Consider the following 13242-nt stretch of genomic DNA (forward strand, 5'->3'; position numbering starts at 1 on the left):
GGGCCGGCTCAGTGGTGCGTCGTGCCGATCAGCAGCCCGCCTGCACCCATGAAGAACGCACCGGTAGTGCGGTTGAGGCGCTGCGCGCCCCGGCTGGTGCGGATGAAACGACGAATTTGCCGGCCGAACAGGGCGTAGACCAGCGACGCGGCATACTCGGCAAGCAGGTAGGTTGCGCCCAGGTAGACGAACTGCTCGATGGCGGGCTGGCCCGGCTTGATGAACTGCGGGAACACCGCAGCGAACAGCAGGATGGCCTTGGGGTTGCTGATACCGATCAGGAACTCCTGCAGCATCAAACGGCCAATTCGCCGTTGCGGCTGCACGGCAGGCACCGCGCCGTCCAGATCCAGGCCGCTGAATTCCCGGCTGCGCCAGGCGCTGATGCCCAAGTAGAGCAGGTACAGCGCGCCCACCCATTTGATCGCCGTGAACGCGGTTTCCGAGGCCAGCAGCATGGCCCCCAGGCCGATAGCGGAAATGCTCAGAAAGATGGCGAAGGCCACGGCGCGGCCAGTAGTGGCCAGCACGGCCGCGCCGATGCCATGGCGAATGCCGTTGTTCATCGCGCAAAAGTTGTTCGGCCCTGGCGTGAGTGCGATCAGCATGGCGACAGGGGCGAAGAGCACGGCATCGAGCAGGGTCATGGGGCACGTCCAGGGAGGGTGCGGGTTACTTGAAGCGCCGTTCGACGCCTTTTTCCACCAGGATCTTGGCGGAGATTTCTTCCACCGAGAAGTGCGTGGAGTCGATGAAGTTGATCGATTCGCGACGGAACAGGCTTTCCACCTCGCGCACCTCGAACTCGCACTGAGCATAGCTGGAGTAACGGCTGTTGGGCTTGCGTTCGTTACGAATGGCGGCCAGGCGATCGGCATCGATGGTCAGACCGAACAGCTTTTCACGGTACTTCTTCAGCGAAGCCGGTAACTGCAGGCGTTCCATGTCGTCTTCGGTCAGCGGGTAGTTGGCGGCACGGATGCCATACTGCATGGCCATGTACAGGCAGGTCGGGGTCTTTCCGCAGCGCGATACGCCGACCAGAATCAGATCTGCCTTGTCATAGTAGTGCGTGCGCGCGCCATCATCGTTGTCGAGGGCGAAGTTGACCGCCTCGATGCGCTCCATGTAGTTGGCGTTGTGAATGATCGAGTGCGACTTGCCCACCGAGTAGGAGGAGTGCGAGTTCAGCTCCTGCTCCAGGGGTGACAGGAAGGTCGAGAAGATATCGATCATGAAGCCGCGCGACTCGGCCAGAATGTCGTGGATCTGCTGATTGACGATGGTGGCGAAGATGATCGGGTTGGCGCCGTCCTTGTCGGCGGCGTTATTGATTTGTTGTACCATCGCACGCGCTTTTTCCACGCTGTCGACGTACGGCCGCGTGAGCTTGGTGAAGCCGATGGTCTCGAACTGGGCCAGCAGGCTCTGCCCCAGCGCTTCTGCGGTGATACCGGTGCCGTCGGAGATGAAGTACGCGGTTCGATTCATTGCGACAATGGCCTTAAGCTGAGAGCGAATCTTGGCTATGATGGGCCAGTTTTGCGGCCCCCGATGGGCTTGCATTGTTACTTATTTTCCAGGGCCAGGCCATTGTCCACACGGCGCGAGCCGGCGGCTTTTCCAGCCCCATGAGCTTTTCCAACACTGAAGTGGAGAGATCACCTTGGCAGAGTACGTAGTTTCCCTCGATAAGCTCGGCAATCATGATGTCGAGCACGTAGGGGGCAAGAACGCCTCCCTCGGCGAGATGATCAGCAACCTGGCGGGGGCCGGCGTCTCGGTTCCCGGTGGTTTCGCCACTACGGCACAGGCCTATCGCGACTTCCTCGAGCAGAGTGGACTCAACGCGCAGATTCACGAAGCGCTGGACGCTCTGGATGTCGAGGACGTCAACGCCCTGGCCAAGACCGGTGCGCAGATCCGTCAGTGGGTGATGGACGCCGAGTTCCCCAGCGAGCTCAACGAGCAGATCCGCACCGCCTTCGCCGCCATGGCGGGTGGCAATGACAACATGGCCGTCGCCGTGCGCTCTTCGGCGACCGCCGAAGACCTGCCCGATGCGTCCTTTGCCGGCCAGCAGGAAACCTTCCTGAATATTCGCGGCGTGGAAAACGTCATCCGTGCTGCCAAGGAAGTCTTCGCTTCGCTGTTCAACGACCGCGCCATCGCCTACCGCGTGCACCAGGGCTTCGATCACAAGCTGGTCGCACTGTCTGCCGGCGTGCAGCGCATGGTGCGCTCGGAAACCGGTACCGCTGGGGTGATGTTCACCCTCGACACCGAATCGGGCTTTCGCGACGTGGTCTTCATCACCGGCGCTTACGGCCTCGGTGAGACCGTCGTGCAGGGCGCGGTCAACCCCGACGAGTTCTACGTGCACAAGCACACCCTCGAAGCGGGTCGCCCGGCGATTCTGCGCCGCAACCTGGGCAGCAAGGCGATCAAGATGATCTACGGCGACGAGGCCAAGGCCGGCAAGTCGGTCAAGGTCGTCGACGTCGACCGCGCCGAACGCGCACGCTTCTGCCTGAGCGATGCCGAGGTCACCGAGTTGGCCAAGCAGGCGGTGATCATCGAGAAACACTACGGCCGCCCGATGGACATCGAGTGGGCCAAGGACGGTGACGACGGCAAGCTGTACATCGTCCAGGCGCGCCCCGAGACCGTGAAGAGCCGCGCCAACGTCACCGTGATGGAGCGCTACCTGCTCAAGGAGACCGGCACCGTGCTGGTCGAAGGTCGCGCCATCGGCCAGAAAATCGGTGCCGGCAAGGTGCGGGTCATCAACGACGTGTCGGAAATGGACAAGGTTCAGCCTGGCGACGTGCTGGTTTCCGACATGACCGATCCGGACTGGGAGCCGGTGATGAAGCGCGCCAGCGCCATCGTCACCAACCGTGGCGGACGCACCTGCCATGCGGCGATCATCGCCCGTGAGCTGGGCATTCCGGCCGTGGTTGGTTGTGGCAACGCCACCCATGTGCTGCGTGATGGCCAGGGCGTGACCGTTTCCTGTGCCGAGGGTGATACCGGTTTCATCTTCGAAGGCGAGCTGGGCTTCGACATTCGCAAGAACTCCGTCGACGCCATGCCCGAACTGCCGTTCAAGATCATGATGAACGTCGGCAACCCGGATCGCGCCTTCGACTTCGCCCAGTTGCCCAACGCGGGCATCGGCCTGGCGCGTCTGGAGTTCATCATCAACCGCATGATCGGCGTGCACCCCAAGGCGCTGCTGAACATGGACGGCCTGCCGCCGGAAATCAGGGAAAGCGTCGAAAAGCGCATCGCTGGCTATGACGACCCGGTGAATTTCTACGTCGAGAAACTGGTCGAGGGCATCAGCACCCTGGCCGCTGCGTTCTGGCCGAAGAAAGTCATCGTGCGCCTGTCCGACTTCAAGTCCAACGAATACGCCAACCTGATCGGCGGCAAGCTGTACGAACCGGAAGAAGAGAACCCGATGCTCGGTTTCCGCGGTGCCTCGCGCTACATCAGCGAGTCGTTCCGCGACTGCTTCGAGCTGGAATGCCGGGCGTTGAAGAAGGTTCGCAACGAGATGGGCCTGACCAACGTCGAGATCATGGTGCCTTTCGTGCGTACCCTGGGCGAAGCCAAGCAGGTGGTCGATCTGCTGGCCGAAAATGGTCTGGCACGTGGTCAGGATGGCCTCAAGGTCATCATGATGTGCGAGCTGCCGTCCAACGCCATTCTGGCTGAAGAGTTCCTCGAGTACTTCGACGGCTTCTCCATCGGCTCCAACGACCTGACGCAGCTGACCCTGGGCCTGGATCGCGATTCCGGTATCGTCGCTCACCTGTTCGACGAGCGTAACCCGGCGGTCAAGAAGCTGCTGGCCAATGCCATCGCCGCGTGCAACAAGGCGGGCAAGTACATCGGTATCTGCGGCCAGGGGCCTTCGGACCATCCGGATCTGGCCAAGTGGCTGATGGAGCAGGGCATCGAGAGCGTTTCCCTGAACCCGGATTCGGTGCTGGAAACCTGGTTCTTCCTCGCTGAAGGCCAGCCTGGCTGACCGACACGCACTCAACGGTGACCCGAGGGCAGGTTCTACCTGCCCTTTTTTGTGACCCGCATTCCCGCTGGCCGGCTTTTCTAAGGCGCCAGCTGTTTACCGACATTTGTGGCCTGCCGGCGGGCGATTTCTCGCCATCGGCAGCGTGGCTGTACCAGAGCGAAGAAGATGCAGAGCAGTAGTGAGTTGTTTCCCGTTGCGCTGATCAGTGCCGATCTGCGTGGCGACCTGAGTGAAGATGTCTACCGCCTCAAGCCAGGTAACAGCCCGGATTTCAGCGTTGAACTGGTGTTGACCCGACTGGCCGTGGCAGGGCAGGAGGGGGCCCGTGGCGAGCCGGTGATCCTGCTGCACGGCAGCTTTTCCAATCGGCGCTTCTGGTATTCACCCAAATGCATCGGCCTGGCACCGTATCTGGCTCGCGCCGGGTTCGATGTGTGGATCGCGGAAATGCGTGGCCATGGCCTTTCACCGCGCAACCTCGCCTATCGCCACAACTGCGTGGCCGACTATGCGCGTTACGACCTGCCGGCAATAGCCGCCTTTGTTGCTGAAAAGAATCCGCGTCCTGCGCACTGGCTCGGCCATTCGCAGGGCGGCCTGACCCTCGCCGCAGCGTTGGGCGGCGGCTATCTGCAGCAGGGCGGGATCGCCAGCGTCGGCCTGTTCGGTACCGAGATCAGCCGCCGCTACTGGCCGCTGAAGGTGCCGCCGCTCGAATGGCTGGCGCGTTTGCTGCTCAAGCGTTTTGCGCTGCTGTCGGGCTCGCGGCTCAAGCGCGGGCCCGAAGACGAGCCCATCGGCATCGCACTGGAGATCCTCCGCTGGCATCGCTTGTTCGGCCGATTCGGTGATGCCGAGCGCGATTGGTGGGCCGGTTTGCATGAGGTGCAGGTGCCGTTGCTGGCAGTGGCGGGCGAGGGTGACCTCAAGTGTCCACCTGCGGCGTGCCGGGCGCTTTTCGAGCAATTCGCCTCGCGGGATCGGCAGTTCATCCAGCTGAGCCGTGCTCAGGGCTTTCAACAGGATTACGACCACGTGCAGATGCTGGTCAGCAAGCCGGCGCAGGACGAAGTCTGGCCGCTGGTTCGCCGTTGGCTCGAGGGGGAGCGGCAGGCGCCGCTCGCCACCGCGCCGGAGGAAAGCGCCGCGGCCATTCCTGCCACGCCGTGATCCGGCTAAGATGGCCTCGTCAATCGCTGCGACGTCTTCACCATGTCCGTAGCGCCGCTGAGAAGACTATGCTGCAGGCCTCGATCACCTACTCAGGAGCTTCGCCATGCAATACATCACGCCCGATCTGTGTGACGCCAACCCGGAACTGGTCAGCGTCGTGGAGCCGATGTTCAGCAATTTCGGAGGCCGCGATTCTTTCGGTGGGCAGATCGTCACCGTCAAATGCTTCGAGGACAATTCCCTGGTCAAGTCCCAGGCCGATGAGCCCGGTGCTGGCAAGGTGCTGGTGGTCGACGGCGGGGCCTCGCTGCGTTGTGCGCTGCTGGGCGACATGATCGCCGAGAAGGCCGCGAAGAACGGCTGGGAAGGCATGGTGATCTATGGCTGCGTGCGTGACGTCGATGTGCTGGCGCAGACCCATCTCGGCGTTCAGGCCCTGGGCAGCCACCCGATGAAGACCGAGAAGCGTGGCTTGGGTGATCTCAACGTTGTGGTCACCTTCGGTGGCGTGACCTTCCGCCCTGGCGAGTACCTGTATGCCGACAACAACGGCATCATCGTTTCGCCGCAGGCCTTGCAGGTCGAGTAAATCAGCTTGTCGTAGCCACCCGGCTGCAGTGAAAAATCACCAGGGGTATGGATGTACGAGGAAGACAACGCGCAGTGGGGCCTGGTGCACGGCTTCGTGCTCGATGGTAAAGGTGGCGCCTGCGCGGTCGCGCGCGAGCAACTCGATGAATTACAGCTGGCGCAGGGGCAGAGCCTCTGGCTGCACTGGGATCGCAGTCACCCGCAGACCCAGAGCTGGCTGCGCCGCGACAGTGGTTTGAGCGAGTTCGCCTGCGATCTGTTGCTCGAAGAAAATACCCGGCCGCGGGCATTGCCACTACCCAACGATGAGCTGCTGGTGTTTCTGCGTGGCGTCAACCTCAACCCGGGTGCCGAGCCCGAGGACATGGTGTCGGTGCGGATTTTCGCCGAAGAGCGCCGCATCATCTCCCTGCGTTTGCGCCCGTTGCGCGCCACCGAGGATCTGATCGAGCGGCTGCAGGTCGGCAAGGGGCCGAAGACCGCCTCCGAACTGGTGCTGCAGCTCAGCGATTACCTGACGGACAAGGTCGAGGATCTGGTGGCCGAGCTCTCCGAACTGGTCGACGGCCAGGAAGAGAAGGTCGATGGCGACGAGCGGGCCTTGCCCGATCACGGCCTGCTGCTGCAAATCCGTCGGCGCGCAGCGAACCTGCGACGCTTTCTGTCGCCACAGCGTGACATCTATGTACAGCTGACGCGCAGCCAGCTGCCCTGGCTGACCCACGAAGACGGCATCTACTGGAACGAATTGAACAACCGCCTGCTGCGCTACCTCGAGGAGCTGGAGCTGACTCGCGAGCGCATCGGGCTGCTGCTGGAAACGGAAAATCGGCGCATGGACGTGCGCATGAACCACATCATGTTCCGTTTCGGCATCATCACCTGCGTCTTCCTGCCAATGAGCTTCGTCACCGGGCTGCTGGGCATCAACGTCGGCGGTATCCCGGGAGCTGACAGCCCGTACGGCTTTCTCGTCGCCTGCCTGTTGATGCTGTCCATCGGCTTTGGGCAGTGGCTGCTGTTCCGGCGCTTGCGCTGGGTCTGATGTGACTTGCGTCTCAGGCGCTTCGTCTAGCGAAGACGTTCTATGAGGTCTGCCATGCACGATCCATTCGAAGAATCCCTGCGTGATCTGTTGAAAGCCTCGTCTTCGCCATCGCGCGATGACGACGCTTGTCTGAACCGCGTCCTGAAGACCGCCAACCGCCAGGTCGGCGCGGGCGACCTGTTCGGCTTGATGGGGCACTGGGCCGGCGCCCTGATGATTGCCCTCAACAATGGCTCTTCCCATGTAGCACCGGTGTCGCGTCGCCGTGCTGCTGCTCGCTCTTCTGATAAGGCTGAATGAAATGGAACTCGACCCTTGGACTCATAGCCTGGTCGCCGCGATGACGGCGTTGTGGACGAAAGTCGCCAGCTTCATTCCCAACCTGTTCGTGGCCCTGGTGCTGGTGCTGCTCGGTTTCGTTGTCGCCAAGCTGCTCGATACGCTGCTTTCCAAGCTGCTCGGCAAACTGGGCCTCGACCGCCTGATGGCCGGTACCGGCCTGACCAAGATATTGGGCCGGGCGGGCTTTCAGGTTCCGGTTTCGACCCTCATCGGCAAGATCGTCTACTGGTTCGTACTGCTGATATTCCTGGTTTCCGCTGCCGAATCTCTGGGGCTGGAGCGTGTTTCCGCAACGCTGGACGTGCTCGCCCTGTACCTGCCGAAGGTGTTCGGCGCCGCGCTGATCCTGCTGGCCGGTGTGCTGCTGGCTCATCTGCTCAGCGGCCTGGTGCGCGGGGCTGCGGAAGGCGTCGGCCTGGACTACGCCCATGGCCTGGCGCGGCTGGCCCAGGGGCTGGTGATCATCATCAGCATCTCCGTGGCGATCGGCCAGTTGGAGGTCAAGACCGACCTGCTCAACAACGTCATTGCCATCGTGCTGATTTCCGTGGGCCTGGCAGTCGCACTGGCGCTGGGCCTCGGCAGCAAGGAGCTGGCCAGCCAGATTCTCGCCGGTATCTACGTGCGTGAGCTGTATCAGGTGGGGCAGGAAATCGAGGTCGGGGGGGTAGAAGGCCAGATCGAAGAAATCGGTACGGTGAAGACCACGGTGTTGACGGACTCTGGCGAGCTGATATCGCTCTCCAATCGGGTGCTGCTCGAGCAGCGGGTAAGCAGCCGCTGAGGGTGCATTTCTGCTACCCTATGCGCCCAGCCAGCGGCCTGTACGGATAGGTGCTGGCTGTTTTCGTCCTGACCGTTGGCCCGATCTGCTTTGAACGCACCCCAATCACCGTCACTGCGCTATGACCCACGCGAGCTCTCCGACGAGGAGCTGGTGGCGCGTGCCCATGACGAGCTGTTCCACATCACGCGTGCCTACGAGGAGCTGATGCGGCGTTACCAGCGTACCCTGTTCAACGTGTGTGCACGATATTTAGGGAACGATCGAGATGCGGACGATGTCTGTCAGGAAGTGATGCTGAAAGTTCTATACGGACTGAAGAACTTCGAGGGTAAATCGAAGTTCAAGACCTGGCTCTACAGCATTACTTACAACGAGTGTATTACCCAGTATCGCAAGGAGCGTCGCAAACGTCGTTTGATGGATGCGCTGAGTTTGGATCCACTAGAAGAAGCGTCCGAAGAAAAGGCGCCGAAGGTAGAGGATCGAGGTGGTTTGGATCGCTGGCTCGTGCATGTGAACCCGATTGACCGTGAGATTCTGGTGTTGCGCTTCGTTGCGGAGCTGGAGTTTCAGGAGATTGCCGACATCATGCACATGGGCCTGAGCGCCACGAAAATGCGCTACAAGCGCGCGCTAGACAGATTGCGGGAGAAGTTTGCAGGAATTACCGAAAGTTAGTTCGGGGCGAACTTTCACTAGCATAGGTGAGTTTTGTTAAACTTACCGACGACTCGCATGTCTATCTGCATGTGAATCAATCAATCTATAGATGGGGATTTAACGGATGAAACTGAAAAACACCTTAGGCGTTGTCATTGGCTCCTTGGTAGCCGCAACCTCGATGGGCGTGCTGGCTCAAGGCCAAGGCGCTGTCGAGGTGGAAGGCTTTGCCAATCGCTACTTCACCGACACTCAGCGTGATTTCGCTCATGACGAAGGCAACCTGTTCGGCGCCAGCGTTGGTTACTACCTGACCGACGACGTTGAACTGGCTCTGTCCTACGGCGAGTACCACGACCTGCGTGGCGAAGGCGCTGCTGGCAGCAAGAACATCAAGGGCAACCTGACTGATCTGAAAGCCCTCTACCACTTCGGTCAGCCGGGTGTTGGCCTGCGTCCGTACGTTTCCGGCGGTTTCGGCCACCAGAGCATCGGCGACGCCAACAAAGGCGGCCGCGATACTTCCACTCTGGCCATCGCTGGCGCTGGTGCCAAGTACTACTTCACCGAAGTTCTGTACGCACGTGCTGGCGTTGAAGCGCTGTACAACATCGACAAAGGTGACACCGAATGGCAAACCGGCGTTGGTGTCGGTCTGAACTTCGGCGGTAGCACCCGTCAGGTTGCCCAGGTGACTGAGCCGGCTCCAGAGCCAGTTCCAGCTCCGGCTCCGGTCGTTGAAGAAGCCCCGCAAGTGGTTCGTGTTGAGCTGGACGTCAAGTTCGACTTCGACAAGGCCGCTGTCAAAGAAGAAAGCTATGGCGATATCAAGAGCCTGGCTGACTTCATGAACCAGTACCCGCAAACCAGCACCACCGTTGAAGGTCACACTGACTCCGTCGGTACTGACGCTTACAACCAGAAGCTGTCCGAGCGTCGTGCCAACGCCGTTCGTGACGTACTGGTCAACCAGTACGGCGTAGGCGCTAACCGCGTCAACTCCGCTGGCTACGGTGAGTCCCGTCCGGTTGCTGACAACGCTACCGAAGAAGGCCGCGCGATCAACCGTCGCGTAGAAGCCGAAGTAGAAGCCCAAGCCCAGTAATAGGCTCAGGTTTCAGGAAAACCCGGCTTCGGCCGGGTTTTTCTTTGCCTGTAGAAAAGTGCTAAAGGCGCAAATAAAAACGGCATCTACCAGGCCACCCGATGGGGGAAGGAGACCTGGCAGACGCCGTGTTCGTTACTCGGCTTCCCAACGAATGGCCGCCGATTTGATGTCCGAATGATACAGCAAGTATCGCGCCATGTGGTCGTACAAGTGCAAATCCATTGCTTGCGGGCACAACCCATCGCGGATCATGGGCCATTGCTGGGCGTGGCCGGTTGCGAATGGATCGTTATGAGGCAGGGCAGGCCTGAGCCTCTTCCACGTAGTCTCGCAGCCAGCGCAGCACATCCACGGCCTCCCAGCGATTGGGGTCGAACATGGCATAGGCCAGACCCTGGTAGCCCACCACATCGAGCTGCCGGTGATACCCCGCACGCTGCAACAAGGCCTCGATCTCAGCGAAGCAGGTGTTGAAGTGCAGGCGGTTGAAGGGGGTTTTACCTTCGGTAACGATTCCCTCCAGATGCAGTTCCTCGACGATGGGCCGAACCTTGTCCAGCTGCATCCGGTTGATCGAGTGCTTGAGTTGCATTACGTCCAGCATAGTAGGCTCCCGCTTTACGCCTTGACCCCAGCCGGGGCAATCCCGGTTTTCGATCAGTGATGACGCTAGGGTAAATCAAAAGTACTGTACAAATAAACAGTATTCGGTAATAGTGAGCTTCGACGCTTCATGACTCCCATATCCGCGAGCGCTGCAGAGCGCCCGTGGCCGATGCCGAGGGCTCCGAACAATGCAACAGATACTCATGACAATTGTGCTGTTGGTGACGCTTACGGGCTGCGTGCAGCCGCACGTCGAGCAACCCAGGGTCAATGCCAATTACCTGATCATCGAAGACAGCCAGGCCTGGGCCGTACTGGTTTCAGACGGCAAGCGCGTGGAAGAGCATGGTGTGGTGGTCGATGCGATCAAGCTGGCTGGCAGCGATGCACCGATAGCTGCCAGTTACGTGATCGATACGCCTAACTGCGGCAAGGTGCAGTGGCTGGTCGAGCGTCAGGACGCCGCGGATGGGGTGACCACCCGCATGACCCTGCATGACAACAATCAGTTGGGTGGTTCGGGCTGCGTGATCGGCGAAGGCCTGACGCGAGTCTGGACGGTTCTCGATTACTCCAGCTGACACCCGCAAACTAGCAGGCGGCCGCTGCGATGGACGCCTTGCGCTCTTCGGCGGTGATGCGTTGGCAGATCTCGATGATCTGCTCACGCATCCAGCGATTGGCTGGGTCCTGGTCAGTGCTCTCATGCCAGTAGAGATGGGTTTCCAATAGCGGGATGCTGGCAACCGGTAGCTCGCTGAAATGCAGGTCGTTGTCCCGGGCGAAGCGCTCCGGCACGGTGATCGCCATGTCGGTGTCGCGCATCACACGGCAGGCCATCAGGTAATGCTGAGAGCGCAGGGCGATGCGCCTTTGAATGCCCATCTTGCCCAAGGCCAGGTCGACATAACCCAGGCCGCTGCGGCGGCTGGAAATGTGGATATGGGTCAGTGACAGGTATTTCTCCAGACTCAGCTTTTCATTGCCCAGCGGATGACCATGGCGCATCGCGCAGACGTATCGGTCTTCCATCAGTTTGACGTGGCGCACCTGCGGGTCGATGTTCAACGGCGCATCCACGGCGAAGTCCAGGCGTCCTGCAGCAAGCTCCTTGGTGGTTTCCCGGCGACGTACCAGCATGCTTTCGATGGTCACGCTCGGCGCCTGACGACGCAGGCGCTGGAACACCGGTGGCAACACCACGGCTTCGGTCAGGTCGGTCATGCTGATGCGGAAGGTCTTGTTCGCCTGGGCCGGGTTGAAGGTACGGCTTTCCTGCACCGAGATACGCAGCTGCTGCAGGGCGGTGCGCACCGGGGTGATGATGTTCTGCGCCATTGGCGTCGGTACCATGCCCTGGGCGGTGCGTACGAACAGCGGGTCGTTGAAGGTCTCCCGCAGGCGTGCCAGGGCATTGGATACCGCTGGCTGGGTGATGCCGACGATCTGTCCGGCACGCGTTAGATTGGCTTCGGTGTAGATGGCATCGAAGACCACGAAGAGATTGAGATCCACCTTGTTCAGGTTCATGCCTGAGCGACTCCGCAATGTTGTTCTTGTCGGGTGATCTTATATCGGTGATGAATGTTTATACACGCCGAAAATAGCTTAGATAAATCATGCGGCCTCCACTAGCATCCTTTGCACACGAAAAAGCAGCCGAAGGTGTGCCATGGATTTCGCCTATTCCCCCCGGGTTCAGCAGTTGCGTGAGCGCGTCAGTGCTTTCATGGAGGCCCATGTCTATCCGGCCGAGGCGGTGTTCGAGCGCCAGGTGGGCGAAGGTGATCGCTGGCAGTCGACTGCGATCATGGAACAGCTCAAGGACAAGGCGAAAGGCGAAGGCCTGTGGAACCTGTTTCTGCCTGACTCCGAGCGAGGGGCAGGGCTGAGCAACACCGAATACGCGCCTCTGGCGGAGATCATGGGGAGCTCGCTGATCGGCCCCGAACCGTTCAATTGTGCGGCGCCTGATACCGGCAACATGGAGGTACTGGTGCGCTATGCCAGCGAGGAACAGAAACGCCAGTGGCTCGACCCGCTGCTCAGTGGCGAGATTCGCTCGGCCTTCGCCATGACCGAACCGGAGGTCGCCTCGTCCGATGCGACCAACATGCAGGCCAGTGCCGTGCGTGATGGTGATCACTGGGTGATCAACGGGCGCAAGTGGTGGACCTCAGGCGCCTGTGACCCACGCTGCAAGATCATGATCTTCATGGGGCTCACCAATCCCGAGGGGCATCGCCACCAGCAGCACTCGATGATTCTGGTACCGATGGATACGCCAGGTGTCAAAGTGGTCCGGCCCTTGCCGGTGTTCGGCTATGACGACGCGCCTCACGGTCACGCGGAAGTGCTGTTCGAGGATGTTCGGGTTCCTTACGACAACGTCCTGCTAGGCGAGGGGCGCGGCTTCGAGATCGCTCAGGGGCGCCTCGGTCCCGGGCGTATCCACCATTGCATGCGCTCCATCGGCATGGCCGAGCGGGCGCTCAAGCTGATGTGCGTGCGAGCGCTGGAGCGAAGTGCGTTCGGCAAGCCGCTGGCGCGCCTCGGCGGCAACATCGACCTGATCGCCGAGTCACGCATGGAAATCAACATGGCGCGCCTGCTGACGCTGAATGCGGCCTACATGATGGATACGGCCGGCAACAAGGTGGCCGCCAGCGAGATCGCGCAGATCAAGGTAGTGGCACCCAACGTGGCATTGAAGGTGATCGATCGTGCCATCCAGATGCACGGTGGGGCAGGGGTCAGTGCGGATTTTCCGCTGGCTTACTGGTATGCGATGCAGCGCACCTTGCGCCTGGCCGATGGTCCGGACGAGGTGCATCGTGCGGCAATCGGCAAATACGAGCTGGGCAAGTACATGAAATGAGGCCGGC

The 13242-nt window shown here is 60.8% G+C and carries 14 protein-coding genes; 10 read left to right on the forward strand and 4 right to left on the reverse strand.

The features are described from left to right. Window positions 1-8: 8 nt before the first annotated feature. Window positions 9-647 carry a LysE family translocator gene (locus QRN22_RS16485; protein ID WP_042553758.1) on the reverse strand — a complete coding sequence of 213 codons (639 nt, stop codon included), beginning with the start codon at window positions 645-647 and terminating at the stop codon, window positions 9-11. Between the two features lie 25 nt (window positions 648-672). After that, window positions 673-1491: a posphoenolpyruvate synthetase regulatory kinase/phosphorylase PpsR gene (gene ppsR, locus QRN22_RS16490; RefSeq protein WP_042553757.1), complete on the reverse strand. Its 819-nt coding sequence runs from the start codon at window positions 1489-1491 to the stop codon at window positions 673-675. Window positions 1492-1666: 175 nt separating this feature from the next. Here ppsR and ppsA point away from each other — a divergent pair, with 175 nt between their 5' ends. The 8 genes from ppsA to QRN22_RS16530 all read left to right on the forward strand — a co-directional run bounded on the left by ppsA (window position 1667) and on the right by QRN22_RS16530 (window position 9748). Beyond that, window positions 1667-4039, forward strand: a complete 2373-nt coding sequence (ppsA, locus tag QRN22_RS16495) for a phosphoenolpyruvate synthase (RefSeq protein ID WP_042553756.1) — start codon at window positions 1667-1669, stop codon at window positions 4037-4039. Between the two features lie 168 nt (window positions 4040-4207). Continuing rightward, on the forward strand, window positions 4208-5212 hold the full coding sequence (locus QRN22_RS16500; protein ID WP_042553755.1) for an alpha/beta fold hydrolase: 1005 nt from the start codon (window positions 4208-4210) through the stop codon (window positions 5210-5212). A gap of 106 nt (window positions 5213-5318) precedes the next feature. Further along, complete coding sequence (gene rraA / locus QRN22_RS16505) at window positions 5319-5804, forward strand: ribonuclease E activity regulator RraA (RefSeq protein WP_042553754.1); 486 nt, start codon at window positions 5319-5321, stop codon at window positions 5802-5804. Window positions 5805-5855: 51 nt separating this feature from the next. Continuing rightward, window positions 5856-6851, forward strand: a complete 996-nt coding sequence (gene cmaX, locus QRN22_RS16510) for a divalent cation transporter CmaX (RefSeq protein WP_042553753.1) — start codon at window positions 5856-5858, stop codon at window positions 6849-6851. 54 nt (window positions 6852-6905) lie between these two features. Continuing rightward, complete coding sequence (locus QRN22_RS16515) at window positions 6906-7154, forward strand: hypothetical protein (RefSeq protein ID WP_042553752.1); 249 nt, start codon at window positions 6906-6908, stop codon at window positions 7152-7154. Window position 7155: 1 nt separating this feature from the next. After that, complete coding sequence (locus tag QRN22_RS16520; protein WP_042553751.1) at window positions 7156-7980, forward strand: mechanosensitive ion channel family protein; 825 nt, start codon at window positions 7156-7158, stop codon at window positions 7978-7980. 90 nt (window positions 7981-8070) lie between these two features. Further along, window positions 8071-8661, forward strand: a complete 591-nt coding sequence (gene sigX / locus QRN22_RS16525; RefSeq protein ID WP_082045778.1) for an RNA polymerase sigma factor SigX — start codon at window positions 8071-8073, stop codon at window positions 8659-8661. 106 nt (window positions 8662-8767) lie between these two features. Beyond that, window positions 8768-9748 (forward strand): OmpA family protein, encoded by a 981-nt coding sequence (locus tag QRN22_RS16530; RefSeq protein ID WP_042553750.1) that lies wholly within the window; start codon window positions 8768-8770, stop codon window positions 9746-9748. Between the two features lie 292 nt (window positions 9749-10040). Here QRN22_RS16530 and QRN22_RS16535 read toward each other — a convergent pair whose 3' ends face one another. Continuing rightward, the gene (locus QRN22_RS16535) at window positions 10041-10355 is read right to left on the reverse strand and encodes a hypothetical protein (protein WP_042553749.1); all 315 of its coding nucleotides are present in this window, start codon (window positions 10353-10355) and stop codon (window positions 10041-10043) included. 190 nt (window positions 10356-10545) lie between these two features. Between QRN22_RS16535 and QRN22_RS16540 the strand changes: the two genes are divergently transcribed. Further along, on the forward strand, window positions 10546-10938 hold the full coding sequence (locus QRN22_RS16540; protein ID WP_042553748.1) for a hypothetical protein: 393 nt from the start codon (window positions 10546-10548) through the stop codon (window positions 10936-10938). A 10-nt stretch (window positions 10939-10948) separates the two neighbouring features. Here the strand turns inward: QRN22_RS16540 and QRN22_RS16545 are convergent, their stop codons facing one another. Beyond that, window positions 10949-11887: a LysR family transcriptional regulator gene (locus QRN22_RS16545; RefSeq protein ID WP_042553747.1), complete on the reverse strand. Its 939-nt coding sequence runs from the start codon at window positions 11885-11887 to the stop codon at window positions 10949-10951. A gap of 142 nt (window positions 11888-12029) precedes the next feature. Here QRN22_RS16545 and QRN22_RS16550 point away from each other — a divergent pair, with 142 nt between their 5' ends. Beyond that, window positions 12030-13235 (forward strand): acyl-CoA dehydrogenase, encoded by a 1206-nt coding sequence (locus QRN22_RS16550; protein WP_042553746.1) that lies wholly within the window; start codon window positions 12030-12032, stop codon window positions 13233-13235. Window positions 13236-13242 lie beyond the last annotated feature (7 nt).

The sequence above is a fragment of the Pseudomonas sp. MEJ086 genome, from assembly GCF_030209025.1.
Classification (GTDB): domain Bacteria; phylum Pseudomonadota; class Gammaproteobacteria; order Pseudomonadales; family Pseudomonadaceae; genus Aquipseudomonas; species Aquipseudomonas fulva_A.